The sequence below is a fragment of the Bradyrhizobium sp. 132 genome (assembly GCF_023074185.1).
In the GTDB taxonomy this organism is placed as follows: domain Bacteria; phylum Pseudomonadota; class Alphaproteobacteria; order Rhizobiales; family Xanthobacteraceae; genus Bradyrhizobium.
The window spans coordinates 195,736-217,849 of sequence record NZ_JADPKY010000126.1; the positions used below are offsets into that span (position 1 = coordinate 195,736).

The window sequence follows — 22,114 nt, forward strand, 5'->3', positions numbered from 1 at the left end:
AACCGGTATCCACTTTTCCGGATCATGCGCGTTAGCCCTTCATCAGATTGACGTCCTCAACCGCGATCGAGCCGCGGTTGCGGAAATAGACCACCAGGATGGCGAGACCGATCGCGGCTTCGGCGGCCGCGACGGTGAGCACAAGAAGCGCGAAGACCTGCCCAACGATATCGCCGAGGAAGGTCGAGAACGCCACGAGGTTGATGTTGACCGCGAGCAGGATCAGCTCGATCGACATCAGGATGACGATGATGTTCTTGCGGTTCAGGAAGATGCCGAGGATCCCGAGCGTGAACAGGATCGCGCCGACCGCAAGATAGTGTCCGAGCCCGATCGTCATTTCACCCACTCCGCCGCGTCAGAGTCCTGGAGCCCCTGCCCCGGCGCCACCTTGCGTATCGCCATCGCAATTTCGGGCGTGCGGGCGTTCTGAACGTTGATGTCCTGCCGCTTGACGCTCGCCTTGTGCCGCAGCGTCAGCACGATGGCACCGATCATGGCAACCAGCAGCACCATGCCCGAGAGCTGGAAGTAGTGGATGTACTTCGTATAAAGCACCAGGCCGAGCGCCTCGGTGTTCGAGACATTGGTCGGGATCGCCGCCGTGATCGTCTTGGCGACGCCGGGGTTGATGACCCAGAAGCCGACCGTGAGCAGCAGCTCGAACAGGAAGATGCCGCCGATCACGAGGCCGACCGGCAGGTACTCGATGAAGCCCTCGCGCAGCTCGAGGAAATCGACGTCGAGCATCATGATCACGAACAGGAACAGCACGGCGACGGCGCCGACGTAGACGACGATCAGGATCATCGCCAGGAATTCGGCGCCCATCAGCACGAACAGGCCGGAGGCGTTGACGAAGGCCAGGATCAGGTACAGCACGGAGTGCACGGGATTGCGCGAGACAATCACCATCACCGCCGAGGCGACGCAGACGCCGGCGAAGAGATAGAAGAACAGCGCGGGAAGGATCATGCTCTCATCTCACCGGTACGGCGCGTCGAGCTCGATCGCTTTCGCGATCTCGCGTTCCCAGCGGTCGCCGTTGGCGAGCAGCTTGGCCTTGTCATAGAACAGTTCCTCGCGGGTCTCGGTCGCGAACTCGAAGTTCGGGCCTTCGACGATCGCATCGACCGGACAGGACTCCTGGCAGAGGCCGCAATAGATGCATTTCACCATGTCGATGTCGTAGCGCACGGTACGGCGGGTGCCGTCGTTGCGCCGCGGGCCGGCCTCGATGGTGATGGCCTGCGCCGGGCACACCGCTTCGCAGAGCTTGCAGGCGATGCAGCGCTCTTCACCATTCGGATAGCGGCGCAGCACGTGCTCGCCGCGGAAGCGCGGCGAGATCGGGCCCTTCTCGAACGGATAGTTCAGTGTCGGCTTCGGCTGGAAGAAATAGCGCATGGCGAGGAAGAACGCCGAGACGAATTCCGACAGCAGAAGCGACCGTGCAGTGGCGTTGATGTTGATACCCATGACGGCCCTCACTTCGGCGCGATGCCGGCGAAATGCAGCACTCCGGCCACCACGATCACCATCGCCAGCGACAGCGGCAGGAACACTTTCCAGCCGAGGCGCATCAGTTGATCGTAGCGGTAGCGCGGCACGATCGCCTTGGCCATCGCGAACAGGAAGAACATGAAAAACAGTTTTAGCGAGAACCAGATGATCCCCGGCACCCAGTTGAACGGCGGCAGGTCCACCGGCGGCAGCCAGCCTCCGAGGAACAGGATCGTCGCCATCGCGCACATCGTGGCAATCGCGACATACTCGCCGAGCATGAACAGCAGATACGGCGTCGAGCCGTATTCGACCATGAAGCCGGCCACGAGCTCGGATTCCGCTTCGACCAGGTCGAACGGCGGGCGGTTGGTTTCCGCCAGAGCCGAGACGTAGAAGATCACGAACATCGGGAACAGCGGCCAAACATACCAGTTCAGGATGGTGAGCTGCGGCAACCCGATCAGGCTGGCGAGGCCGCGGACATGCTGGGCCTCGACCACCGCGGAGAGGTTCAGCGTGCCGGCGCAGAGCAGCACCGTGATGATGACGAAGCCGATCGAGACTTCATACGACACCATCTGCGCCGCCGAGCGCAGCGCCGCCAGGAACGGGTACTTCGAGTTCGACGACCAGCCCGCCATGATGATGCCGTAGATCGACAGCGACGAGATCGCGAAGATGAAGAGGACGCCGACATTGATGTCGGAAATCACCCAGCCGAGATTAGTCGGGATCACCGCCCACGCGGCGAGCGCGAGCACGCACGACACCAAGGGAGCAAGAAGGAACACGCCCTTGTTGGCGCCGGACGGAATGATCGGCTCCTTCAGCACGAACTTCAGGAGATCGGCGAAGGACTGCAGCAGACCCCAGGGACCGACCACGTTCGGACCGCGGCGTATCTGCACCGCCGCCCAGATCTTGCGGTCGGCGAGCAGGATGTAGGCGATCGCCACCAGCAGGACGACCAGCACCAGGACGCTCTCCGCGATCATGATGATCAGCGGCCAGAGGAACCCGGTCCAGAATGCGCTTTCGAAGAATTCCATCAGCTCACTCCGCTGCGGTCAGCATCTGCCCGGAGGCAAGCCGCGAACACTCCGCCATCACGGCGGACGCACGCGCGATTGGGTTGGTCAAATAGAAGTCCTCGACCAGCGGCTTGAACGGCGCCTTCTCCATCGTGCCGCCCTTGCCCGCGAGTTTCTTGATCTGGTCGGCGGAGCCGGCCTCGATCTGGTCGAGACGGATTAGATGCGGCACGGCCTTGAAGATCGCCTGGCGCAGGGCCGAAAGCGAGTCGTAGCCGAGCTTCTTGCCGAGCGCCTCCGACAGCGCGCGGACAATCGCCCAGTCCTCGCGGGCCTCGCCCGGCGGGAACGCGGCGCGGCCGGTCATCTGCACGCGGCCTTCGGTGTTGACGTAGATCGCGGACTTCTCGGTATAGGCGGCTGCCGGCAGGATCACGTCGGCGCGATGCGCGCCGCGGTCGCCGTGGGTGCCGATATAGACGACGAAGGTGCCGTCCGACGGCTTGATCTCGTCGGCGCCGAGCAGAAACAGCAGGTCGAGCGTCCCGAACGTCGTCATCTGCGCCGCGTTAAGCCCGCCCTGACCGGCGACAAAGCCGATATCCAGCGCACCGACGCGCGAAGCGCTCTCATGCAGTACGCCAAAGCCGTTCCAGCCGTCCTTGAGCGCGCCGACGTCGAGCGCAAGCTCGGCGGCGGCGGCGAGAATAGCAGCGCCGTCGTGGCGCGAGGCCGCGCCCGCACCGACCAGGATGATCGGGTTCTTGGCGTTCTTCAGCACGTCCATGAAGGAGTGCTTGCCAGCCGCGAGTTCACCGAGCGTCTCGGTGCCCGCGCCGAGATGGTCATAATCGTAGGTCAGGTCGTCCTTGGCGCCGATCACGCCGACCTTGAAGCCGCCGGCGCGCCAGCGCTTGCGGATGCGGGCATTGAACACGGCCGCCTCTTTCCGCGGATTGGCGCCGATGATCAGCAGCGCGTCGGCCTGCTCGACGCCCACCAGCGTCGGATTGAAGATGTAGGAGCCGCGGCCGAGCGCGGGGTCGAAGGCGTCGCCGCCCTGCACCGCCAGATTGCCCGAGCCGTATTTGGCCAGCAGGTCCTTCAGCGCGAACATTTCCTCGACGCCGGCGAGGTCGCCCGCGATCGCGCCGATGCGCTTGCCGTCGGTGCGCGCCGCTTTCGCGGCGATCGCGGCAAAGGCTTCGGGCCAGCTTGCCGCCCGCAGCTTGCCGGCTTCGCGGATATAGGGCCGGTCAAGGCGCTGGGTGCGCAGGCCGTCGACGACGTGGCGGGTCTTGTCCGAGATCCACTCCTCGTTCACGGCCTCGTTGATGCGCGGCAGGATACGCATCACTTCGCGGCCGCGGGTGTCGACGCGGATCGCGGATCCGATGCCGTCCGTCACGTCGATCGACTGGGTCTTGCCGAGCTCCCACGGGCGTGCGGCGAAAGCATAAGGCTTCGAGGTCAGCGCACCGACCGGGCAGATGTCAACGAGATTGCCCTGCAACTCCGACGTCAGCGCGTGCTCGAGATAGGTCGTGATCTCCATGTCCTCGCCGCGGCCGGTCGCGCCCATTTCAGGGGCGCCGGCCACTTCCGCCGAGAAGCGGACGCAGCGGGTGCACTGGATGCAGCGGTTCATCGAGGTCTTGACCAGCGCGCCGAGATATTTGTCCTCGACCGCGCGCTTGTTCTCGGCGAAGCGGCTGGTGTCGACACCATAGCCCATCGCCTGGTCCTGCAGATCGCACTCGCCACCCTGGTCGCAGATCGGACAGTCCAGCGGATGGTTGATGAGAAGGAATTCCATCACGCCTTCGCGCGCCTTCTTCACCATCGGCGAACGCGTGGAAATTTCCGGCGGTTCGCCCTTGGGACCCGGACGGCAATCGCGCACGCCCCAGGCGCAGCTTGCGACCGGCTTCGGGCCGCCCTTCACCTCGACGAGGCACATCCGGCAATTGCCGGCGATCGACAGCCGCTCGTGATAGCAGAAGCGCGGAATCTCGGCGCCGGCCGCCTCGCACGCCTGAAGCAGCGTGTATTCGGCGGGGACATCGATCTCTTTGCCGTCGATGATGAGCTTGGTCATTCTCTCTACTCCGCCGCGACCATGTTCACGGGATCGCGGACGCCGATATCGTCGATGTCGGACTTGTGCGAATATTCGTCGATGCGCGCTTCGATCTCATGACGGAAATGCGCGATGAGGCCCTGGATCGGCCACGCCGCCGCGTCGCCGAGCGCGCAGATGGTGTGGCCTTCGACCTGCTTGGTGACTTCCAGCAGCATGTCGATTTCGCGCTTGTGGGCGCGGCCGTCGGCCATGCGGCTCAAGACGCGCCACATCCAGCCGGTGCCCTCGCGGCACGGCGTGCACTGGCCGCAGCTCTCATGCTTGTAGAAATAGGAGATGCGGGCGATGGCGCGGATCAAATCGGTCGACTTGTCCATCACGATCACGGCCGCGGTGCCGAGGCCCGAGCGCAGCTTGCTCAAGCTGTCGAAATCCATCGGCGTCTCGATGATCTGCTCGGCCGGCACCATGCGCACGGAGGAACCGCCGGGGATCACGGCCTTGAGGTTGTCCCAGCCGCCGCGGATGCCGCCGCAATGCTTCTCGATCAGCTCACGGAACGGAATGCCCATGGCTTCTTCGACGTTGCAGGGCCGCTCGACATGGCCGGAGATGCAGAACAGCTTCGTGCCGACGTTGTTCGGACGGCCGATGCCGGCGAACCACGCCGCACCCCGGCGCAGAATGTCCGGCGCGACCGCGATCGACTCGACGTTGTTGACGGTGGTCGGGCAGCCGTACAGGCCGACATTCGCCGGGAACGGCGGCTTCAGACGCGGCTGGCCCTTCTTGCCTTCGAGGCTCTCGAGCAGCGCGGTTTCTTCGCCGCAGATATAGGCGCCGGCGCCGTGGGCGACGTAGATGTCGAACGGCCAGCCGTTGACGTTGTCCTTGCCGACCAGCTTGGCCTCGTAGGCCTGGTCGATCGCCGCCTGGAGATGCTCGCGCTCGCGGATGAACTCGCCGCGGACATAGATGTAGCAGGCATGCGCGTTCATCGCGCAACTCGCGATCAGGCAGCCCTCGATCAGGAGATGCGGATCGTGCCGCATGATCTCGCGATCCTTGCAGGTACCGGGCTCGGATTCGTCCGCGTTGACGACGAGATAGCTCGGCCGGCCGTCGGTCGATTCCTTCGGCATGAACGACCATTTCAGGCCGGTCGGGAAGCCGGCGCCACCGCGGCCGCGCAGCCCCGACGCCTTCATCTCGTTGATGATCCAGTCACGGCCCTTGTCGATGATGTTCTTCGTACCATCCCAGGCGCCGCGGCGGCGCGCGCCCTCGAGCCCCCAATCATGGAGGCCGTAGAGGTTCTTGAAGATGCGGTCCTTGTCCTCGAGCATGTCAGTGCTTTCCGATCAACGGTTGGCTTGCTTGTAGGCAAGCCCGGCGGCGCAGACGGCGAAGGTCAACGCCCAGAGCAGACTGGATTCCAGCGGCGCGTTCAGAGCGAAGCGCTGAAGCAGGAAAATGAATGTGGCCGCCGCGGCGGAATGCATTGCGATGAAGCCCCACTTCTTCACAACACTGCTCCCTTCAACGACTGACGACGAGAGATCACGCATCAGGTGACCTCCTTAAGTGTGGTCGGCCCGCCCGTCGGCGCCGAGAACTGGCGGCCGTTCTGCGGGCCGGGCTTGGGCGGATTGCCCGAAGCAAAGCCGTCGAGCACCTTGCCGAAGCTTTCCTTGGTCAAATCCTCATAGGTATCCTTGCCGATCAGCACCATCGGCGCGTTCACGCAGGCACCGAGGCACTCCACCTCTTCCCAGCTGAAATTGCCGTCCTTGGAGAGATGGAAGGGCTCGTGATGGATGCGGTGCTCGCAGACGTGGATCAGATCCTCGGCGCCGCGCAGGCGGCACGGCGTGGTGCCGCAGACCTGGACGTGGGCCTTCTTGCCGACGGGGGCCAGCTGGAACATCGTGTAGAAGGTCGCGACCTCGAGCACGCGGATATAGGGCATGTCGAGCATGTCGGCGACGACGCGGATGGCGGCTTCCGAGACCCAGCCGTCGTGCTGCTCCTGCGCCCGCCAGAGGATGGCGATGACCGCCGAAGCCTGGCGTCCGGCCGGATATTTCGCGATCTGCTGCTTGGCAAACGCGAGGTTCTCCTCCGTCAACGCAAAGCTCGCGGGCTGGACTTCCTTCGGTGCTAATCGGCGAACGGACATTTCTTCAATCTCTCACTGCATGCGGCGCGCGGTTTTGGCATTCAGGGCTTCGATCCTGTCCTGCCAGAATGCGCTTGCGGTGCCGAAAACGTTGTAGCCGACGTGGGTCGAGACCTTGATGCGATCGAGGATCGACAGTTCGGTCACGGTCTCCATCCGGTTGCTGCGCGGATCGAACACGATCAGCTTCAGCGGGGTGTGTTCAAGGATGTAGCGCGACACCGCATGCGAGCGGTCGCTGCCGTGCTCTTCGCACATGATGACGCTGTCGGCCTGGAGCAGCCGGGCGCCGCCCTTGATCGCCTCGATCTCGACGCCCTCGACGTCAAGCTTGATCAGGTACTTGCCGCTGGCGGCAACCTTGCCGTCGTCGATGAGATTGTCGAGCGCGGTCACAGGCACGTCCTCGCCGCCCGCCGACGCACCGCCGGCAATGCTGAAGGCCTCGTGCTTGGTGCCGGACAGACGCGCGGTGCCGCGGCCCGCGCCGATCGCGCATTTCATGGTCTCGAAGCGATTGCCGTTGACGCGGGCGTTGTTGGCGAGCTTCGGATAGTTCTGACCCGACGGCTCGATCGCAATCGCCATGTGCGAGCCGAACGGCTTGCTCGACACCAGCACCGACCAATAGCCGTAATTGGCGCCGCAATCGAGCAGCGTGTAGTCGACGTCGATGGAGTCGGCGAACAACAGCTCCAGTTCGTCCTCGTAATTGTAGGAGCGATTGAGCAGCTTGCTCCAGTAACCGTCGCCGTAAGGGAATTCGAACACAGCGTCGGGGTTGAGCTTGATCGCGATGTTGCGCTCGGTCAGCGTCTTCCGCAGCAGGTTCGCGCAGGCGATGTAGCCCATATGCGAGAAGTGCGACGAGATCTTCGATCCCGTCACCAGCGCCAAGGCAGCCGTCCGCTCCCACAGGTTGGCCCCTTCAAGGGCCCCCGAGGCACGGTCAAACTGGATTGGCGCCTGCGCCATCACCGATCGACCTCTCCGAACACGATGTCGAGCGAGCCGAGGATGGCCGAGACGTCGGCGAGCAGATGGCCGCGGCAGATGTGGTCCATGGCCTGGAGATGCGCAAAGCCCGGCGCGCGGATCTTGCACTTGTAAGGCTTGTTGGAGCCATCGGAGACGAGATAGACGCCGAACTCGCCCTTGGGCGCCTCGACCGCGGCATAGATCTCACCGGCCGGCACGTGGACGCCTTCGGTGTAGAGCTTGAAGTGATGGATCAGCGCTTCCATCGAGCGCTTCATCTCGCCACGGCGCGGCGGAGCAACCTTGTTGTCTTCGACGACGACCGGGCCTTTTCCTTCGGCTGCGTTCAGCTTCTGGATGCACTGCTTCATGATGCGCACGGACTGGCGCATCTCTTCCATGCGGATCAGATAGCGGTCGTAGCAGTCGCCGTTCTTGCCGATCGGAATGTCGAAATCCATCTCGGCGTAGCACTCATAGGGCTGCGACTTGCGCAGATCCCAGGCGGCGCCCGAGCCGCGCACCATCACGCCCGAGAAGCCCCACTCCCAGGCTTCCTTCAGCGACACCACGCCGATGTCGACGTTGCGCTGCTTGAAGATGCGATTGGCGGTGAGCAGCCGATCGAGATCTTCGACCACCTTCAGGAACGGATCGCACCAGGTGTCGATGTCGTCGACCAGCTTCTGCGGCAGGTCCTGATGCACGCCGCCGACGCGGAAGTAGGCTGCGTGCATGCGGCTGCCGGAGGCGCGCTCGTAGAACACCATCAGCTTCTCGCGCTCTTCAAAACCCCATAGCGGCGGGGTCAGCGCCCCGACGTCCATCGCCTGCGTGGTGACGTTGAGCAAATGCGACAGAATGCGGCCGATCTCGCAATAGAGCACGCGGATCAACTGAGCGCGGCGCGGCACCTCGATGCCGAGCAGCTTTTCAGCCGCCATGCAGAAGGCGTGCTCCTGGTTCATCGGCGCGACGTAGTCGAGGCGGTCGAAATAGGGGATCGCCTGGAGATAGGTCTTCTGCTCGATCAGTTTTTCGGTGCCGCGGTGAAGCAGGCCGATATGCGGGTCGACGCGGGCGACGACTTCGCCGTCAAGCTCCAGCACCAGACGCAGCACGCCATGCGCCGCCGGATGCTGCGGACCGAAGTTGATCGTAAAGTTGCGAAGGTTTTCGGGTTGCTCGTTCATGTTCAGACCTTCGGCCCTGCTTTTTCATCGCCCGGAAGGACCGGATAGTCGGCGCCCTCCCACGGAGACAAAAAGTCGAACTTGCGGAATTCCTGGTTGAGCCTGACCGGCTCGTACACCACCCGCTTCTCCTGGTCGTCGTAGCGGACCTCGACGAAACCGGTGGTCGGGAAGTCCTTGCGCAGCGGATGGCCCTCGAAGCCATAGTCGGTCAGGAGGCGGCGCATGTCGGGGTGGCCGACGAAGAACACGCCATAGAGGTCGTAGGCTTCGCGCTCGAACCAGTCGGCGCCCGGGAACACCTCGATCAGCGACGGCACCTGCGTGGTCTCGTCGGCCTGGGCCTTGAGCCGAATCCGCGCGTTCAGGGCCGGTGACAGGAAGTGATAGATCACGTCGAAGCGTTTTTCGCGCGAAGGATAGTCCACCGCCGTGATGTCGGTGAAGTTGATGAACCGGCAGTTGGGATCGTCGCGGAGGTACTTGACCACCTCGACGATCTTGCTGGCTTCGACATCGACCGTGAGCTGGTTGAAGGCCACCGAATGACCGATGGCAGCGCCCGGAAGCGCGCTAACGATCGTCTGCCCCAGGGCGTCGAGCTTGGCGTCGTCCATGACGTAAAACCTTAGCGTTCGATGGTACCGGTGCGGCGGATCTTCTTCTGCAGCAGCAGCACCCCGTAAAGCAGCGCTTCCGCCGTCGGTGGGCAGCCCGGCACGTAGATGTCGATCGGTACGATACGGTCGCAACCGCGCACGACCGAGTAGGAATAGTGATAATAGCCGCCACCGTTGGCGCAGGAGCCCATCGAGATGACGTAGCGCGGCTCGGGCATCTGGTCGTAGACCTTGCGCAGCGCAGGCGCCATCTTGTTGGTCAGGGTGCCCGCGACGATCATCACGTCGGACTGGCGCGGCGAGGCACGCGGGGCGAAGCCGAAGCGCTCGATGTCGTAGCGCGGCATCGAAACCTGCATCATCTCGACCGCGCAGCAGGCGAGACCGAAGGTCATCCACATCAGCGAGCCGGTACGCGCCCAGGTGATGAGGTCGTCGGTCGCGGCCACGAAGAAGCCCTTGTCGGACAGCTCCGAATTGACCTCGAGGAAGAACGGATCACGGGCCCCGATCGGCTTGCCGGTCGACGGATCCAGAATGCCCTTGGGGGCCGGCGCTACGACTGGACCGGAGGACGGTGCAGGGTTCAATCCCATTCGAGTGCCCCTTTCTTCCATTCATAGGCGAACCCGACCGTCAGCACGCCGAGGAACACCACCATGGACCAGAAGCCGGTCGCGCCAAGCTTGCCGAACGCGACCGCCCAGGGAAACAGGAACGCCACCTCGAGGTCGAAGATGATGAAGAGGATGGCGACCAGATAGAAGCGGACGTCGAACTTCATGCGGGCGTCGTCGAAGGCGTTGAAACCGCACTCATACGCCGACAGCTTTTCCGGATCCGGCTGCTGGAACGCGACGATGAAGGGCGCGATCAACAGCACAAGGCCAATAAGGGCCGCTACCCCTATGAATACCACGAGTGGAAGATAGTTCTGAAGAATGCCGCTCATTGACGAGCCCTTTTTCCCGCAGCCTCGGGACAGCCACGGATTCGTCCAGTTTGGAATTATTCTGAGCCTTAGCGCAGTGCACCAATGGGCGCAAGACACGCTCTTTTTAGGCCCTTTCCCGCTCCCGGAACGATGAAATTCCGGAATCACCCCGCGCTGGTATGGAGCAGATCAGAAAACCCGGCAAGGGTTGGGCAATGGCGCCCACGGTTTTGCAGGGCAGCGGTTCTGAGATTGCGGCGCACGGGCCGAGGCAGCTACTTGCCGCGCAACATCCGGTCAAAATGCCGGGGTTTTTGGCTGCCGCGGCGCACCCAAACCCAGGCGATGACCAGCACAGGCGCTCCCACGGTCACCCAGGCGACGTATTGGCCGACGGTCCCCCAGAGCAGCGCAGCGAGCAGACCGGTGATGGTCGCAGCCGCAAGCAGTACAGGTGCGGCAAAGACACGTATCCACCGGCGCGTACGGTCAGGGGAGCCATGCATCACGACGGGACCGGGGCTCGTCTGGCGAATGCGTTGGATTTGGCAGGCGCGCGCTTGCGCCGCCGCGTCAGCCAGAGATAGAGGCCGCTGCCGATCATAACGATCGTGAGCAGGTCGAGCGCGGCCCAGATCACCTTGAGCGGCATCCCGCCATAGTCTCCGAAATGCAGCGGCTGCGAGATCAGGAGCGCCTGGAGATAGACCGGCAACGCGCGGCTGTCGGCGACCTGCCCCGTCTCTCCGTCGAGCAGCACCGGCTTGAGCAGCCGCGCCGTCAACGCCGTGTCGCCGCGCATGAAGGCGGCGAAGTGATGCGACGAGGTGAAGGGCGTCCCTGGAAAGGCGATGAAGGCGACCTCCATGCCGGGCGCGGTCTGTCTGGCGCGTGCGACGACGTCGTCGAGCGAGGCCAGATGCGACGGTGGCGGCTTGCCGGCATATGGCGCGACCATGCTGGCGAGTTCGGTCGCCTTCCACTGGTTGAGCATCAGCTCGGCCCAGGTGTTGACGACGCCGGTCAGGCCCACCACCAGCGCCCAGGCCACCGTCACCACGCCGATCAAATTGTGCCAGTCGAGCCAGCGCACGCGGGTTGAGGCGCGGTCGCGAATAGTGGCAAAGCGCAGACGGCGAGTGAACGGCCAGTACAGCACCACGCCGGAGATGATGGCGATTGCGAACAGCAGACCCATCCCGCCCAGAAACAGCTTTCCGGGCTGGCCCGCGAACATGTCGGTGTGCAGCTTCAGAACGATCAGCATCGGCCCGACGCCGACCGGGCCGAGCAGCTTGGTCGAGACCGCATCGAAGGCGCGCACGGTGGTATTATCGGGCAGCCCGTCGACGGCACTGTTGGTGAAAGCCGTGACGATCCCGGGCTCGTCCTTGTCCCAGGAGATATATTGCAGCACGCGGCCGGGATCGGCGGCGAGCGCGGCGTCGGCGACCGCCTGGGTCGTCGCACGCGCCGCGCTCGCATGAGCTTCGGGCTGGGGGGCATAGCCCAGGAGCTCATCGATCTCGTGATGGAAGATCAGCGGCAGGCCGGTCAGGCAGAGCAGCAGCAGAAAGATAGTCGAGATCAGGCTGGTCCAGGTGTGGACCACGGACCAGAGCCTGACCGTGCGCGCCTTCACGAAGCCCTCCCCTCGTCTGCGCCTACCATTTGTAGGAAACGCTGGCGGTGACGCGCCGGCGGTCGCCGTAGAAGCACGACGTCGCCGAGGCACAGCTCGCGACATAGATCTTGTCGGTCAGATTGATCACGTTGATAGCCGTGCGCCAGTTCTGCCATTCGTAATGGACTGCGAGATCGCCGAGCACAACTGCGGGAACCTCGAGGGTGTTGGCGGCGTCGGCCCAGGAAGACCCGACATAGCGCGCACCGCCACCGAAGCCGAAGCCCTCAAGCGGGCCGTCCTTGAAGGTGTAGTCCGCCCAGCCCGATACCAGCAACTCAGGCGTGTTGGTCGGCGTCTTGCCGACCAGCGACGGGTCGAGATCCCGGCTGTTGAACAGGTGATAGGCCGTGAACGCGCCGATCAGCTTCAGCTCCTTCGTGGCATTGGCCACGGCTTCGAGCTCGATGCCGCGCGAGGTCACCTCTCCGGTCTGGTTTTGCAGCAGCACATTCAACGGATCGGTGGTAGCCACGTTCTGGCGCTTCAGGTCGAATACCGAGGCGGTGAAGTAGCCGTCGAATCCCTTCGGCGCGACCTTGACGCCGATCTCGGCCTGCTTGGCGGTCTCCGGCAGGAACAGCTGGTTCTGTGCGTTGAGGCCGATGATCGGATTGTAGCTCGTCGAATAGGAGACATAGGGCGCGATGCCGTTGTCGAAATTGTAGATCAGGCCGGCGCGCCCGCTGAATCTGCTGTCGTCGCGTTGGGCGATGTTTGCGCCCGTGTCGCGGGCGGCCTGCGTCGTCTCGACCCAGTCATTGCGACCGCTCAGCACCAGCGTGAAGTTGCCGAGCTTCATCTGGTCCTGAACGTAGGTGCCGGCCTGCTTCTGCGTGAGCAGGAAGTTGCGGAACGGCGCGCCCGCGAGCGGGATGTCGATACCATAGGCTGGATTGAAGACGTTAATCGGAGGAACCGTGCCGAAGTTGAAGGCCTGATAGTCATCGATCTGATAGCCCTTCAGATCGACACCGAACAGCATCGTGTGCCCGACCGGGCCGCTGTTGAAGCGATACTCGAGCTGGTTGTCGAGATTGGCCTGATTGGCGGTGTTCTTTGCATACCAATTGTAGCGGCCCATCGTAGCCGTATTGATATTGTCCCAGCCATTACCGATGTAGCCGCGATAGGTCAGGTCGATATGTGCAAATCGCGCGTTCTGCCGGAACGTCAAATCGTCGGTGAGATTGCGCTCGAAATGGTAGCCGAGCATCTCCTGCTCGCGCGTGAACTTGTCGACGCTGGGATCGCCCACGAAGAAGCTGGTCGGAATCTTGCCGAACGGCGCGTTGGTCACCGTGCCCTGGTAGGGCAGGAAGTTGATGCCGCGGGTGTCCTGCTTCGAGGCCGAGGCCAGCACCGTGAAGGTGGTGTCGGCATCCGGCTTCCAGGTGAACGACGGCGCGATGAAGTAGTTGTTGTCGGGCGTGAAATTGACCTGCGTATTCCCGTTCTGGACCTGGCCGACGACGCGGTAGAACAGCTTGCCATCCTGGGACTGCGTCGCGACAGGACCGCCGACATCGAAGCCGACATAGGCATTGCCGAAATTGTTGACGCCGGTCTCGATGTAACGGACCGGCTCGGTCGGCGGCATCTTGCTGATGACGTTGACGATGCCGCTCGGGCTCGATCCGCCATAGAGCACGGCCGACGGACCACGCAGCACCTCGACGCGCTCCATGTTCGACGGCTGCAGCTTCCAGCTCGCATAGGACGTGTAGAACAGCTGCATGCCGTCGAGGAACAGGCCGACGTCATCGGATTTGAAGCCGCGGATCAGCCACCAATCGTTGCGGGTGTCGGCACCGAAGGTTCCGGCGCGCACGCCGGCGGTGTAGCGCAGCACTTCGTCGAGCTTGTTCGGCTTCTGGTCGCGGATCTGCTCGGCGCCGATTACCGACACCGACTGCGGCGACTCCATGATCGGCGTGTTGGTCTTGGTGCCCGACGAACTGCGACCGGCGACGTAGCCGTGCACCGGGCCGAGCGGGGTCTCGACGAAACCGACATTGCGCTGCGGCTGCGGCTTGCTTCGGTTAGCAGTCTGCTCGGATGATCGCGGCGCGCGACGCTGGGCGGCGGCAGCACGGCGGCGCCCTTCCGGCGCGGCGACGGTCACCGACGGAATATTCTGCGCGCCGCTCTGCACAGAAGATTGTGCAAGCGATGCCTGCGGCACCAAAACCCAAGCGGATGCGGTCGCCAATACGGCCGACCGCAGCATTCCAAGACTGTTCACGCGCCACCCCAAACGTATCTGCATGCGACATGCCGTCAGTTCCGTGACGGCACTGCCGTGACGCTTAAGTGAGCGCGCGCGAAATCCCTAATTGAAAAGTTCTTAGAAGGATTCCAAGAAAATTTCTTAGAAGCGATCCAATATTTCCGGAGATTGCCGCGCAATCAGCGCGGAACTTTCTCGGCTTCGAGCAGCTTTTCTGCCGTCGCCGTGAGACGGTCGATCTGCGCCAACAGCGTCTCGAACTCGTCCCTGCTCAACTGTTCCAGCAATTTTCGATTACGGTCCTGCGCGCCTTCGACGATCGCATCATGCGCGGCGAGCCCTGCCGGTGTGAGCGAGACCAGCACCTCGCGGCTGTCCTTCGGGTTCGCCGATTTCGCAATCAGCTTGCGCGAGACGAGTTCCGCAAGCGCACGGCTGATCTGTCCCTTGTCCTGGCCGACGGCTTCGGCGAGCCGCGCCACGCTCATCGGCGGGCGGCGGCCGAGCGAGGCGACGAGGCCGAACTCGACGGAGGACAATCCGGCTAGGCGCTTGTAGCGCAGCATCGCACCGCGCTTGAGCAGATTGGCCAGCACCATCAGCCGTGACGACAGCATCGCGGTGATCGGCGCCGGCGAGTGACTTTCGTCCGCATCGGACGATGTGCGCCCGTCCCTGCTTGATGTCTGGCTCATGATCCACCTCTGCCAAGAAAGCCGCGGCCTGCCAAGGGTTGGTAGCGCAAGCTCCCCAGCCTGATCCGAAAGCGACTAAAGAGGCATTTGGAAATTCGTTGACATTGTCATCGATCAGCCCTTCACTGGTGTTCAAGGCGTCACAAGCCGGGTCAGCACGGCCGACAGCGGGAGGATCATCATGACCATCACCCAGCGGGATCGCGATCTCGGCACCGCCTATGCGATGAAGCCGGCGCTCACACGCACCGAGCTCACCTCGGTCGTGCGCGGCACGCCGATGGGCGAACTGCTCCGCCGCTACTGGCATCCGGTCGGACTTGTCAGTGATGCCACCGACACGCCGAAGAAAGTGCGCGCACTCGGGGAGGATCTGGTGCTGTTCCGCGACAAGCACGGCCGCGTCGGCCTGCTGCACGCCCGCTGCTGCCACCGCGGCACCACGCTCTATTACGGCAAGGTCGAGGAGGACGGCATCCGCTGCTGCTATCACGGCTGGAAGTTCGACACCGAAGGTCACTGCCTGGAGCAGCCCTGCGAGTCCGACGGCGGCCAGTACAAGGACAAGGTGCGCCAGCCCTGGTATCCGATCGAGGAGCGCTACGGGCTGATCTTCGCCTATATGGGCCCGGCCGAGAAACGCCCGGTGCTGCCGGCTTACGAATGCCTGGAGACCATGGATGACGGCGAGTTCGTCGAAGCCGACGATTCCTCGATCGGCGGCGGTGGTCCGGCGATCATCCCCTGCAACTGGCTCCAGCATTTTGAGAACGTGGTCGATCCCTACCATGTGCCCGTGCTGCACGGCTCGTTCTCGGGTCCGCAATTCACCAACATGATGGCGTCGATGCCGGAGGTGAAATTCGACAAGACGCCGCGCGGGATCGCCGTGCGCTCGATCCGCAAGCAGGATGACGGCAAGGTTTTTTACCGCGTTACCGAGGCCGCGCTGCCTACCTTGCGCGTCGTGCCGAACCCGCGCGTCGCGCAATTCGCCCGCGTCGAGTCGATCGGCTGGACGCTGCCGATCGACGACACCTCGTTCCGAATCTACGTCGCCGGCCGCGTCAAGAACACCGGCGACATCGGCCGCATGCGTTCGAAATTCAACGGAAAATTCTGGTGGGACATGACCGAGACCGAGCACCAGCAATTCCCCGGCGATTACGAGGCCCAGGTCGGTCAGGGCCCGCAGACCGTCCATTCCGAGGAACATTTCGGCCAGAGCGACCGCGGCATCCTCATGATCCGGCGCATGCTGAGCGACCAGCTCGAAGCGATGGAAGCAGGCCGCGATCCGATCGGAACGTCTTTCGACGCAAGCGCGCATCCCGTCGAATTCGAAGCGGGGAATTACATCCGCGAAGGCTGACTATCCGGCTCCAAATAAGAGCTGGACCGACAACGATAACAAAGACTAATTGGGGGAAGCGATGGTCGATGTGACCTCACAAATGTCGGTGCAAACGGCCGCCGCGGCAAAGCCTTCGGCGCGGCGCTATTACGTGCTGGGCCTGCTCACCATCATCTATGCGCTGAACTTCCTCGACCGCACGATCTTCAACGTCCTGATCGAGCCGATCAAGAAGGAGTTTCAGCTCAGCGACACCATGATGGGCCTGCTCGCGGGCTTCGGCTTCGCGCTGTTCTACTCCCTGCTCGGCATTCCCATCGCGCGCGTCGCCGACCGGCTCAACCGGCGCAACATCGTCGCCGCCGCCTTCGCGTTCTGGAGCGCGATGACGGCACTGTGCGGCGCGGCTTCGAGCGTCACCTCGCTGGCGCTGGCGAGGATCGGCGTCGGCATCGGCGAATCCGCGGGCTCGCCCGCCTCGCAATCCATCGTCGCTGATCTCTTCGCCAAGAACGAGCGTCCGCGCGCGCTCGGCATCTACGCCGTCGGCACCTATCTCGGCGTCTTCCTCGGCTATTTCGTCGGCGGCTACGTCAACCAGCACTATGGCTGGCGGACGGCGTTCTACGTCGCGGGCGTGCCCGGCATTCTGCTCGCATTGATCCTGTGGCTGACGATCTCCGAGCCGAAGCGCGGCGCCATGCAGGAGAGCTTCGTGCCCGAGCCGCTCGGCCCGACGCTACGCTTCCTCGCATCCCAGCGAAGCTTCATCATCGTGCTGATCGGTTTCTGTCTCACCACTTACACGAACTACGCGACCGCGGCGTGGATCCCGCCGTTCCTGGCCCGCGTGCACCATCTGTCGAGCGCCGAGATCGGCACCTACGCCGGCACCTTCAAGGGGCTCGCCGGCATGGCCGGCACCCTGCTCGGCGGCTTCGTGGTGGCCAACATCAGCCGCCGCGACGATCGCTGGAAGCTGTGGGCGCCCGCGATCACCTCTGGCCTCGCCGGCCCCGTGTTCGCGGTATGCATGCTGACGCAGGACTTTGCGATGATGGTGGCCATGCTGGCGCTGACCTCGTTCCTGGTCGGCTTCCATCTCGGGCCGATCTTCGCGATCGCACAGACGGTGGCCAAGCCGAGCATGCGGGCACTCGCCTCCGCCCTGATCGCGCTCACCGCCACCTGCTTCGGCCAGGGCGTCGGCCCGCTCGCTGTGGGCATGGTCAACGACGCCCTCAAAGGCAGCTATGGCGCGGACGCCGTGCGCTATTCCCTGCTTTCGGCTGCGGTCACGACCACGCTGGGGGCGATCCTGTTCGTCTGGGCGGCCCACACCATCCGGGACGATATCGGCCGGGCCGCAGCCTGAGGCAGGCCCTGGAACACCTTCGCCCGGTGAAACCCGCCGGGCGACCAGATGAAACCATTTTGCGGAACCCGCGAAACCATCCAGAAACAGACGGTCCTTACAAGTGGAGCCATAGACGGCGGCAAAGCCCGTCGGGAGGCTCAGATGAACCACTCCATTCACTCTGCTGATCGTGCGACCCACCTGAAGATCGTGGTTGTGGCGCTGGTGGCCGGCATCACTGTGGCCGGCTTCGGGATCGCAGCCCGCACCAATGCCGATCACAGCCAGACCGCCCAGTCCACCCACGTGATCAAAGCCGGCAAACCGGTCGTGGTGACGAGCGCCGGGACGTCAGATATCCGCTGACGCGAGGCTTACGGACAGACCAGTGGCCGCCTCCGGGCGGCCTTTTTGATTCAGGCGACGGGTGAGGACGCCGACATGGATCGGGTCAATAGCTGCCGCATCTGTGCTTGAATTTCTCGCCTGAACCGCAACAGGGCGCCGCGCGAGCGCGGGAGTTTTACGCCGGTCGAAGGCCAAAAAGCACGCAGGAGTCGTGCCGCGAGCGACCGGGGATCGAAGCAAGAAGAGGATTCGGAGGTAAGGGTATGAAAGGATTGCCAAAAAATGGCGCGAGAGACGGGGCTCGAACCCGCGACCTCCGGCGTGACAGGCCGGCGCTCTAACCAACTGAGCTACTCCCGCGTGACACGCAAATGTCTGCGGAACGAGGGGGGACTTAAAGGCCGGACCTGTTGAAGTCAAGGACGTTGCATCCGCAGCCTGAACGAGCGGATTTCCGTCGAGGGTGCGCACGAACGTGACCCTCGGCCGCGAGGGCTGACGTAGTCAGTCCGGTCCCGAATCGTCTACGCCTCCGGGAACTTGCGGGTTCAGGGGCCGTCTTCCCGACCACCGGCAGGAATCGAGGAGGCCAGACATCGAGGAGGCCAGACATGGCTAAGAAGGACTCGGCGAAGAAGGCTGCCGCTCCCGCCACCATCACGCTCAAGCGCCTCGCCGCCGACATCGCGGAGAGCCAGGACCTGTCGAAAAAGCACGCCGAGGCGGTCCTGACCGACATGGTCGACCTGATCACCAAGCACCTCAAGAAGGGCGACCGCGTCCGCATCGTCGGGCTCGGCATCCTCCAGGTCCGCAAGCGCGCCGCCCGCACCGGCCGCAATCCCGCGACTGGCGAGCCGATCCATATCAAGGCCAGCAAGAAGGTCGCCTTCCGCCCGGTCAAGGAACTGAAAGAGGCGATCTAACCACTCACATTTCGTTAAGCCTGAGCAGCGTCGTCCCGCCGCAACGCGGCCCACTTTTCTGGTATACCGCCTCTCTCCCCTGACCCGGCGGTTTGACCAGAAATGTCCTCCCTCACCTTTTCGCATACCGTGACCGAGCGCTTCCTGCGCTACGTCCTCATCGACACCCAATCCGATCCGGAATCCCCGGCCTCCCCGTCGACCGAGAAGCAGAAAGACCTCGGCCGTGTGCTCGCCGCCGAGCTTAGAGACATGGGCGTTGCCGATGCCCATCTCGACGATTACGGCTACGTCTACGGAACGATCCCGGCGAACACCGACAAGAAGGTGCCCGTGATCTGCTTCTGCTCGCACATGGACACCTCGCCCGACGTTACCGGCAAGGACGTCAAGCCGCAGGTGGTCAACAACTATCGCGGCGGCGATATCACTCTATCCGGCGACACCAGCCAGGTGATCCGCTTCGCCGAGCATCCAGCGCTGAAGAACCAGATCGGCAACGACATCATCACCACCGACGGCACCACGCTGCTCGGGGCCGACAACAAGGCCGGCGTCGCCGAGATCATGGATGCCGCGCATTTCTTCATCAACAATCCGCAAGTGAAGCACGGCACCATCAAGATCCTGTTCACGCCCGACGAGGAGATCGGCCGCGGCGTCGACAATGTCGACCTGACGAAGCTCGGCGCCGAGTTCGGCTACACCATGGACGGCGAGAGCGCGGGCTGCGTCGAGGACGAGACCTTTTCCGCCGACGGCGCCGTCATCACCATTAACGGCGTCAGCGCCCATCCCGGCTATGCCAAGGGCAAGATGGAGCACGCGATCAAGATCGCGGCGGCCATCGTCGAGCGGCTCCCGAAGGAAGGCTGCTCGCCCGAGACGACCTCAGGCAAGCAGGGCTTTCTGCATCCGATCGGCATCGAGGGCGCACTGGAGCAGGCAACGCTCTCCTTCATCGTGCGCGACTTCACCGAGGAAGGGCTCAAGGAGAAGGAAGTCCTGCTCGAGAACATCGTCAAGGACGTGATGAAGGACTATCCGCGCTCGACCTACAGGTTCGAGGTGCGAGAGCAGTACCGCAACATGAAGCAGGTGATCGATCGTCATCCCCACATCCTCGAATACGCCATCGAAGCGATCCGCCGCGCCGGCCTGCGCCCGATGCGCACCGCGATCCGCGGCGGTACCGACGGCTCCCGGCTCTCCTTCATGGGCCTTCCCTGCCCCAACATCTTTGCCGGCGAGCACGCGTTTCACTCGCGCCTCGAATGGGTCAGCCGGCAGGACATGGAGAAAGCCGTGCAGACCATCGTGCATCTCGCGATGATCTGGGAGGAGAAAGCGTAGATACGCGCAGACGCCGTGGCCGGGCTTGCTCCCGGCCACAAGCGCAGGCCGCAGCCTTTACGGCACCGGCTTCGCGCGAGAAGTGCGATGGAAGCGGTTGGAACTTACGATCCAGTTCGGCAGCGGCTCTCCATCGCGATGCCGTCCGCCGGCAACAGCAGCAGCCCAGGCTACCACGGCCCCGATCAGAGTTGCGGCTGCAACCGAGAATGCGAGGATGATCGAGCTGTGTCGCGTACGGTTGATCGCCGTCCGGGAGTCCGCAATCGCGGCGTCGACCCGACGCTCGGAGTCCGGCCCGGTCAGTCCCGTCAACGCTGTAACCTGCTGCACAAGATAGGTTCGATCGTCGCCGCTGACGCCGCTGTGGCTCGACGACGTCATCAGGATACGTCCGGCTTCAGCGCGCGTTTCCCCGAGATCGGTCGGAGGTCGACGCGCACGGAATAGCTTGTCCAGTTCATAACCTAAAAGCGGCTCGGCTGCGGTCGCGTTGCCTGACGACGAACGTGCCGGAGAGCGGTCAATTGTGCCCGCACCGAGAAAGGCGAGGAAAACGCCGCCGATCAGTACGGCAAGCGCCCATGACATCAGGCCATGGAGCCCGTCCCACCGCTCGCCATCGTCATCGATGGCCGAAACTGCGGCCGCCTGACGCGTGGTGCGGCCCGCGATATAGCCGCCGAAGCCGAAACTGGCGATCGCCTGCAAAATCAAATACAACCCCGAAAGAAGCGCCAGAGCCGCTGATGCGTCGCGCCATGTCGGCGACGTCGAGCTGATGCCGAGCCCGATAGCGACGCCAAAGCTCACCAGGATGAAGGACAACGCGGCGGCGGCGAATGCGCCTGCGACGATAGAACTCCATTGGATGCTCCAGCGGTCTTCGGCGACTCGCGGACGACCTTCGGTGACTTCTTCCTGCACGAGAGCTTCGATGGTCATATCAGCTCTCTCAACGCAGGCCGAATAACGACAAGACAGCCATGATCACCACGATCAAGCCGACGAGATAAATCAGTCCGTTCATGGTGCGTCCTCCTCGATTTTCCCCTGCTCGCTAATGAGGAGGAAGACGGAACGTTCCTAGTTTTTGCAGCCGACAGGAACGAACTCACCGGAGTCGGGTTGGGTGTGAGCCCAAGGATGAAGTTGCGAGCACGAGGCCCAGCCGGTCAACACCGGAGCCGGGGGCCTTTGTTTTGAGCTGGGCTCCCTGTCCTATGTTAGCGACGCCGGCGCTGGGATCATCGAAGATGCGACCGGGGCGGGACTCCGGATCGGGAGAGCCGCGTGGATCGCAGAACCGCGTGCCTTCATCAGGCAGATGCATTCCGGGAAAAGGCGATCGCCGATCCCGAGCACCACGACCAGTGGATCGATGAAGCCATCAAATGGCTGGAACGGGCAATGGAAGCCAGCTGTCGCGCCGTCGTCACGGTCGAAGCCGGCGACACCGGCGACATTCCGGAGCTGGCACGCGGAGCGCCAGCCGATGCTCAACTGAGCCTGATCACCCGTCAATGAGAAGCGCTGGCGTCTCCGCCACTGCTGCGGCAATTGCGCCAGGGACGTAACAATGTTGCGGGTCGACACTATTCCCGCGCCCATGCTAGGCCGGACGCAGACCGCAATCAGAGTGA

General features: G+C 63.5%; 24 protein-coding genes and 1 tRNA gene. 6 read left to right on the forward strand and 19 right to left on the reverse strand.

What is annotated here, in order from left to right; translation table 11 throughout:
* Window positions 1-31 precede the first annotated feature (31 nt).
* From nuoK to IVA74_RS26630, 17 genes are all read right to left on the reverse strand, one after another.
* Complete coding sequence (gene nuoK, locus IVA74_RS26550) at window positions 32-340, reverse strand: NADH-quinone oxidoreductase subunit NuoK (RefSeq protein ID WP_015685769.1); 309 nt, start codon at window positions 338-340, stop codon at window positions 32-34.
* Window positions 337-975, reverse strand: a complete 639-nt coding sequence (locus IVA74_RS26555) for an NADH-quinone oxidoreductase subunit J (protein ID WP_007610978.1) — start codon at window positions 973-975, stop codon at window positions 337-339. The genes nuoK and IVA74_RS26555 overlap by 4 nt, the downstream gene beginning before the upstream one ends.
* Window positions 976-984: 9 nt before the next feature.
* The gene (gene nuoI, locus IVA74_RS26560) at window positions 985-1,473 is read right to left on the reverse strand and encodes an NADH-quinone oxidoreductase subunit NuoI (RefSeq protein ID WP_247349480.1); all 489 of its coding nucleotides are present in this window, start codon (window positions 1,471-1,473) and stop codon (window positions 985-987) included.
* Between the two features lie 14 nt (window positions 1,474-1,487).
* Window positions 1,488-2,555, reverse strand: coding sequence for an NADH-quinone oxidoreductase subunit NuoH (gene nuoH / locus IVA74_RS26565; RefSeq protein WP_007603555.1), 1,068 nt, complete (start codon window positions 2,553-2,555; stop codon window positions 1,488-1,490).
* 4 nt (window positions 2,556-2,559) lie between these two features.
* Window positions 2,560-4,635, reverse strand: a complete 2,076-nt coding sequence (gene nuoG / locus IVA74_RS26570; protein ID WP_247349310.1) for an NADH-quinone oxidoreductase subunit NuoG — start codon at window positions 4,633-4,635, stop codon at window positions 2,560-2,562.
* A 5-nt stretch (window positions 4,636-4,640) separates the two neighbouring features.
* Window positions 4,641-5,966 (reverse strand): NADH-quinone oxidoreductase subunit NuoF, encoded by a 1,326-nt coding sequence (gene nuoF, locus IVA74_RS26575; protein ID WP_247349312.1) that lies wholly within the window; start codon window positions 5,964-5,966, stop codon window positions 4,641-4,643.
* A 15-nt stretch (window positions 5,967-5,981) separates the two neighbouring features.
* The gene (locus IVA74_RS26580) at window positions 5,982-6,188 is read right to left on the reverse strand and encodes a hypothetical protein (RefSeq protein WP_247349314.1); all 207 of its coding nucleotides are present in this window, start codon (window positions 6,186-6,188) and stop codon (window positions 5,982-5,984) included.
* Window positions 6,188-6,799, reverse strand: a complete 612-nt coding sequence (gene nuoE, locus IVA74_RS26585; protein WP_247349315.1) for an NADH-quinone oxidoreductase subunit NuoE — start codon at window positions 6,797-6,799, stop codon at window positions 6,188-6,190. Before nuoE ends, IVA74_RS26580 begins: the two co-directional genes overlap by 1 nt.
* Window positions 6,800-6,811: 12 nt before the next feature.
* Entirely contained in the window at window positions 6,812-7,774 is a 963-nt protein-coding gene (locus tag IVA74_RS26590; protein ID WP_247349316.1) for an FkbM family methyltransferase, read from the reverse strand.
* A complete protein-coding gene (locus IVA74_RS26595) occupies window positions 7,774-8,970 on the reverse strand; it encodes an NADH-quinone oxidoreductase subunit D (RefSeq protein WP_247349318.1) in 1,197 nt (398 codons plus the stop codon). The genes IVA74_RS26590 and IVA74_RS26595 overlap by 1 nt, the downstream gene beginning before the upstream one ends.
* A 2-nt stretch (window positions 8,971-8,972) precedes the next feature.
* Window positions 8,973-9,587, reverse strand: a complete 615-nt coding sequence (locus IVA74_RS26600) for an NADH-quinone oxidoreductase subunit C (protein ID WP_247349319.1) — start codon at window positions 9,585-9,587, stop codon at window positions 8,973-8,975.
* Window positions 9,588-9,598: 11 nt separating this feature from the next.
* Window positions 9,599-10,180, reverse strand: coding sequence for an NADH-quinone oxidoreductase subunit B (locus tag IVA74_RS26605; protein WP_247349482.1), 582 nt, complete (start codon window positions 10,178-10,180; stop codon window positions 9,599-9,601).
* Window positions 10,177-10,542: an NADH-quinone oxidoreductase subunit A gene (locus IVA74_RS26610; RefSeq protein WP_247349320.1), complete on the reverse strand. Its 366-nt coding sequence runs from the start codon at window positions 10,540-10,542 to the stop codon at window positions 10,177-10,179. Before IVA74_RS26610 ends, IVA74_RS26605 begins: the two co-directional genes overlap by 4 nt.
* A 257-nt stretch (window positions 10,543-10,799) precedes the next feature.
* Window positions 10,800-11,033 carry a hypothetical protein gene (locus IVA74_RS26615; RefSeq protein WP_247349322.1) on the reverse strand — a complete coding sequence of 78 codons (234 nt, stop codon included), beginning with the start codon at window positions 11,031-11,033 and terminating at the stop codon, window positions 10,800-10,802.
* Window positions 11,030-12,166, reverse strand: a complete 1,137-nt coding sequence (locus IVA74_RS26620) for a PepSY-associated TM helix domain-containing protein (protein WP_247349324.1) — start codon at window positions 12,164-12,166, stop codon at window positions 11,030-11,032. The genes IVA74_RS26615 and IVA74_RS26620 overlap by 4 nt, the downstream gene beginning before the upstream one ends.
* A 22-nt stretch (window positions 12,167-12,188) precedes the next feature.
* Window positions 12,189-14,438, reverse strand: coding sequence for a TonB-dependent siderophore receptor (locus tag IVA74_RS26625; RefSeq protein ID WP_247349484.1), 2,250 nt, complete (start codon window positions 14,436-14,438; stop codon window positions 12,189-12,191).
* 179 nt (window positions 14,439-14,617) lie between these two features.
* Window positions 14,618-15,133, reverse strand: a complete 516-nt coding sequence (locus IVA74_RS26630; RefSeq protein WP_247349326.1) for a MarR family transcriptional regulator — start codon at window positions 15,131-15,133, stop codon at window positions 14,618-14,620.
* Window positions 15,134-15,314: 181 nt separating this feature from the next.
* Here IVA74_RS26630 and IVA74_RS26635 point away from each other — a divergent pair, with 181 nt between their 5' ends.
* The 3 genes from IVA74_RS26635 to IVA74_RS26645 all read left to right on the forward strand — a co-directional run bounded on the left by IVA74_RS26635 (window position 15,315) and on the right by IVA74_RS26645 (window position 18,210).
* On the forward strand, window positions 15,315-16,505 hold the full coding sequence (locus tag IVA74_RS26635; protein WP_247349329.1) for an aromatic ring-hydroxylating dioxygenase subunit alpha: 1,191 nt from the start codon (window positions 15,315-15,317) through the stop codon (window positions 16,503-16,505).
* 61 nt (window positions 16,506-16,566) lie between these two features.
* Window positions 16,567-17,862 carry an MFS transporter gene (locus IVA74_RS26640; RefSeq protein ID WP_247349333.1) on the forward strand — a complete coding sequence of 432 codons (1,296 nt, stop codon included), beginning with the start codon at window positions 16,567-16,569 and terminating at the stop codon, window positions 17,860-17,862.
* A 144-nt stretch (window positions 17,863-18,006) separates the two neighbouring features.
* The gene (locus IVA74_RS26645) at window positions 18,007-18,210 is read left to right on the forward strand and encodes a hypothetical protein (protein ID WP_247349336.1); all 204 of its coding nucleotides are present in this window, start codon (window positions 18,007-18,009) and stop codon (window positions 18,208-18,210) included.
* Window positions 18,211-18,475: 265 nt separating this feature from the next.
* Here the strand turns inward: IVA74_RS26645 and IVA74_RS26650 are convergent.
* A tRNA-Asp gene (locus IVA74_RS26650) sits at window positions 18,476-18,552 on the reverse strand.
* 251 nt (window positions 18,553-18,803) lie between these two features.
* Between IVA74_RS26650 and IVA74_RS26655 the strand changes: the two genes are divergently transcribed.
* Window positions 18,804-19,118, forward strand: a complete 315-nt coding sequence (locus IVA74_RS26655) for an HU family DNA-binding protein (RefSeq protein WP_247349339.1) — start codon at window positions 18,804-18,806, stop codon at window positions 19,116-19,118.
* A 102-nt stretch (window positions 19,119-19,220) separates the two neighbouring features.
* Window positions 19,221-20,471, forward strand: a complete 1,251-nt coding sequence (gene pepT, locus IVA74_RS26660) for a peptidase T (protein ID WP_247349343.1) — start codon at window positions 19,221-19,223, stop codon at window positions 20,469-20,471.
* Window positions 20,472-20,528: 57 nt separating this feature from the next.
* On the opposite strand, the gene IVA74_RS26665 is transcribed toward pepT, so the two are convergent.
* Window positions 20,529-21,416: a hypothetical protein gene (locus IVA74_RS26665; RefSeq protein WP_247349346.1), complete on the reverse strand. Its 888-nt coding sequence runs from the start codon at window positions 21,414-21,416 to the stop codon at window positions 20,529-20,531.
* 348 nt (window positions 21,417-21,764) lie between these two features.
* On the opposite strand from IVA74_RS26665, the gene IVA74_RS26670 reads away from it, so the two are divergent.
* Window positions 21,765-21,998: a hypothetical protein gene (locus tag IVA74_RS26670; protein WP_247349348.1), complete on the forward strand. Its 234-nt coding sequence runs from the start codon at window positions 21,765-21,767 to the stop codon at window positions 21,996-21,998.
* Window positions 21,999-22,114: the final 116 nt, after the last annotated feature.

Bases quoted from the DNA above. Each gene is read 5' to 3' on its own strand.
- IVA74_RS26555 (WP_007610978.1), bottom strand. From the start codon at position 975: ATGATCCTTCCCGCGCTGTTCTTCTATCTCTTCGCCGGCGTCTGCGTC.
- IVA74_RS26590 (WP_247349316.1), bottom strand. From the start codon at position 7,774: ATGGCGCAGGCGCCAATCCAGTTTGACCGTGCCTCGGGGGCCCTTGAA.
- IVA74_RS26645 (WP_247349336.1), top strand. From the start codon at position 18,007: ATGAACCACTCCATTCACTCTGCTGATCGTGCGACCCACCTGAAGATC.
- IVA74_RS26640 (WP_247349333.1), top strand. From the start codon at position 16,567: ATGGTCGATGTGACCTCACAAATGTCGGTGCAAACGGCCGCCGCGGCA.
- nuoK (WP_015685769.1), bottom strand. From the start codon at position 340: ATGACGATCGGGCTCGGACACTATCTTGCGGTCGGCGCGATCCTGTTC.
- IVA74_RS26610 (WP_247349320.1), bottom strand. From the start codon at position 10,542: ATGAGCGGCATTCTTCAGAACTATCTTCCACTCGTGGTATTCATAGGG.
- IVA74_RS26665 (WP_247349346.1), bottom strand. From the start codon at position 21,416: ATGACCATCGAAGCTCTCGTGCAGGAAGAAGTCACCGAAGGTCGTCCG.
- nuoF (WP_247349312.1), bottom strand. From the start codon at position 5,966: ATGCTCGAGGACAAGGACCGCATCTTCAAGAACCTCTACGGCCTCCAT.
- pepT (WP_247349343.1), top strand. From the start codon at position 19,221: ATGTCCTCCCTCACCTTTTCGCATACCGTGACCGAGCGCTTCCTGCGC.
- IVA74_RS26635 (WP_247349329.1), top strand. From the start codon at position 15,315: ATGACCATCACCCAGCGGGATCGCGATCTCGGCACCGCCTATGCGATG.
- nuoE (WP_247349315.1), bottom strand. From the start codon at position 6,799: ATGTCCGTTCGCCGATTAGCACCGAAGGAAGTCCAGCCCGCGAGCTTT.
- IVA74_RS26625 (WP_247349484.1), bottom strand. From the start codon at position 14,438: ATGCTGCGGTCGGCCGTATTGGCGACCGCATCCGCTTGGGTTTTGGTG.
- IVA74_RS26630 (WP_247349326.1), bottom strand. From the start codon at position 15,133: ATGAGCCAGACATCAAGCAGGGACGGGCGCACATCGTCCGATGCGGAC.
- IVA74_RS26655 (WP_247349339.1), top strand. From the start codon at position 18,804: ATGGCTAAGAAGGACTCGGCGAAGAAGGCTGCCGCTCCCGCCACCATC.
- IVA74_RS26600 (WP_247349319.1), bottom strand. From the start codon at position 9,587: ATGGACGACGCCAAGCTCGACGCCCTGGGGCAGACGATCGTTAGCGCG.
- IVA74_RS26580 (WP_247349314.1), bottom strand. From the start codon at position 6,188: ATGCGTGATCTCTCGTCGTCAGTCGTTGAAGGGAGCAGTGTTGTGAAG.
- IVA74_RS26595 (WP_247349318.1), bottom strand. From the start codon at position 8,970: ATGAACGAGCAACCCGAAAACCTTCGCAACTTTACGATCAACTTCGGT.
- nuoG (WP_247349310.1), bottom strand. From the start codon at position 4,635: ATGACCAAGCTCATCATCGACGGCAAAGAGATCGATGTCCCCGCCGAA.
- nuoH (WP_007603555.1), bottom strand. From the start codon at position 2,555: ATGGAATTCTTCGAAAGCGCATTCTGGACCGGGTTCCTCTGGCCGCTG.